Origin of the sequence: Butyricicoccus sp. (assembly GCF_050872565.1) — a bacterium.
Classification (GTDB): Bacteria; Bacillota; Clostridia; order Oscillospirales; family Butyricicoccaceae; genus Butyricicoccus_A.
On sequence record NZ_JBNMHC010000250.1, the window covers coordinates 1 to 3,350 of the forward strand.

General features: G+C 47.7%; 1 protein-coding gene. It reads left to right on the top strand.

Going from position 1 to position 3,350, the window contains the following annotated elements:
* Positions 1-3,350, top strand: a 3,350-nt coding sequence (locus ACR0P9_RS09530) for a hypothetical protein (protein ID WP_432619566.1), incomplete at both ends; no start/stop codon positions are given.

Here is a 3,350-nt window from a genome sequence, read left to right on the forward strand (position 1 = left end):
CAGGACGTATATGATGTATTGTACGCTAGCTATAAAGATCAGATTACCAAGCAGTTCCACGATCAGATCTTCGCTGGCGTTGAAGCAGATCTGCGTCAGAAGTTCTATGAGAATGCCATTCAAACTGCTATTTATCAGCAGGCCTTAGGTAAGTCTGAAGACGAAGCGACAGACGAGGAAAAGGCAGCTGCCAAAGAGCAGGCAGAAGGCTACATGGAACAGAACAAGGATGCGATTTCCAAGGATGCTGCAGGCTTTGTAAAGACTAATTTCGGTGAAGAAGCTGCACAGCAGATGAGTGAGCAGGCCGATGCATTTATTAAGAGTGCAGAGGAAGATGGTGTAGAAGTTCAGCCTGGTGTAACGATGACCGTTGAAGAGATCACCCAGAACTCTATGGCATCTGAAAAAATTGTTGATCTGGATCAGGATGGTACCAATGAGACAACTGCTAATGATGCGATTCCGATTTACACCGAACAGGCAGCAAAGCAGCTGGCTCCGGCAGTTATCAACTACTGGGAAGGCAACCAGATCGGTGCACTGGGCGAAGGCAAATCGGTTTGCTTGGGTTATTCCAAGGCATATGCTTACCTGATTCAGTACATGCATCCGGAAATCTACGGCAAGAATGGCGCAGATACCGATATGTCTCAGGCTGAAAACTGGAAGGAAGCTAAGGATCTGTATACCTTTAGTGCAGACGGCAAGAAGGTTGACACCGATGGCAACTATAACGTTGACTTGGTTCGTATTACCTTTGATGCAAGCGTTACCATGTATGGCGAGACGAAGGATAACTTCAACTCTGACCATTTCTGGAATGCAGTAAAGGTAGATGGCAAGTGGTATTACGTTGACGCGTGCTATACCGACTGCTATACCGAGGTTATGAAGCGCGACCGCGTGGAGACTGATGGTTACATGAACCATATGTACTTCATGTTCAGCGACACGACCGCGAGAAGTCTGTACGATGGCTACTTCAAGGAACTGAATACGGCTTATCAGAACATTGCTACCGATAAGACGTATGAAGATTCTTGGTTTGCTCGTGCAAAGACCAATGTCGGTTCGGATGGTACGAACATGTACTATGTATATGATTCTACCAATCTGATTAAGCAGCTCAATGACTCTAAGAATGATCAGACAACCTCTCAGGACGACCCAGAGTATAAGCTGGTCAGCCACCCGATTACCGATAAGGATGCTGGTGATGGCGATACCGATTATACGACCCTGATTGATTTCACGTACAAGCCGGATTCCGATAAGGATGATACCGTTGTTCAGGTATACAATCCGGAAAGCAAGAAGATGGAAACCAATGATATGCTGACTGAGCTGTATGCAAAACATGCAGAGCAGGCTGACATTTATCCAAACATTGCTATCACTTCCGCTTTGTACAATGGCAAGCTGTATTTCAACTTGTCCAACTACATTCTGAGTTATGATCTGTCTACCGGCGAAATCGCTACGGTCAAGAAGTACGACACCGTTTACGGTAAGCGCGACAAGACCAACCCGTTTGGCGGTATGTCGTTCGCACTGGTTGATAGTGCAGATGGCGCAGACTTTACTTTCCACAACCATCCGATTGCAGGCATCAGCCTGAAGGCAGATGGTCAGCTGTATATTTCTGTTGCAACCAATCTGGCATATATCTCCGGTAAGGATGATATTACCAACCGTGCAAAGCCGACAGACGACAAGGACTATACCATTGACAGCAAAGACAATGGCTATGGTTATGAGTTTGAAGAAAGCAACTACAATCCGGACTACAGCAGCTACAACAGCGATAAGTACGACGACTCGATGATGGAGCAGTTCGGATACAAGAAGGAAATCAACGACAACGATGAGTTCATGTGGGTTGCCAACCTGAGAGGTACTGAGGCAATGTCCAGCGTCGCTGGAGAGAGCGTTGAGTACAAGCAGGAAACCTGCAAGCATCATTACGTCCATTTCGATGAGACCTACTTCACCAAGAAGAAGGACGCTGACGGTAACAAGACCGACGAATGGAACACTGGCGAGAGCTATGTTTGTACGATTTGCGGCAAGTCTGTAGAGGAGCCGACAGAACCGAAGAAGAATAGCTTTGGCAGTAATGATGATTACGACAAGAAAAAGGCGCAGTATGAAAAGGACAAGGCAGAGTACGATGAAATCGTGAAAAATGCTGGTCATACCTATACTGCAAAGGATCCGCAGTGGACCAAGAACGAGGATGGCACCTATTCCGTAACCTTTGATACGCTGGTTTGCTCTTCTGTTTGCGAAGCAGATAAGAATCAGCGTGACTGCTTAATCAATGATGATACCATCACGGTTAAGCTGAGCGAGCCGGTTACGGCACAGGCTGAAATCACCAAGACCGAAGGTTCCTGCACCGATGAAGGCGGCGTAAAGGTAACCTATACTGCTTCCGGCGAGGCAGATGGTCACAAGTACACCGTAAACAACGTGGTAGAAAGCGGTAAGGGTGAGCATGTCCTCAAGAGCGAGTTCAAGTGGACCAAGACGGAAGATGGCGGATACACCGCTACCGCTTCTGCAACGTGTGAAGTTTGCGGTGCAGAAGAAAAAGATGTAGAGGCTACCGTTACTTCTGAAAAGAAGGACGCAACCTGTACAGAAGATGCGCAGATTACCTACACGGCAACAGCAACCTGCTTGGGTCAGGAAGTAACTGAAACCAAGGCTGCTGAGGTTCAAGAAGGTACTGCTCTGGGTCATGACTACAAGAAGACTATCATCTGGAACGGAGACAATACAGCGGCTACAGGTGAATTTACCTGCTCTCGCTGCGACTTTAAGGAAGACGTTCCGGCTGAAGTAACTTCTAAGACCACCGATCCGACTTGCACCGAGGCTGGCGAGACCACAGTTTCCGCTAAGGCTGAATTGAAGGACAAGGACGGTAAAGTTATTGAAACTGTTGAGGCTTCTAAGGTAACTGCAACCGTTCCGGCAACCGGCCACGATTACGAGGCGAAGTTTGATTGGGCAGAGGATGCTTCTTCTGCAAAACTGACGTTGACTTGCAAGAAGGGTGACGATACGCAGACTCCGGAAGTTACGGTAACGAAGGACGAAGCAAATAGTATCGCAGCGACTTGTGATAAGGATGGCAAGGATGTATTTGTTGCTACCGCAACCTACGATGGCAAGGAGTACAAGGACACCAAGACGATTGAGCTTCCGGCATTGGGTCATAAGTACAAGGGTACGATCACTTGGGGCGAAGACTACAAGACGGCAACTGCAGAGTTTGTTTGCGAGACCTGCGGCGACAAGCAGGTTGTAGACGCAACTGTAGATGTTAAGACCGATGACGC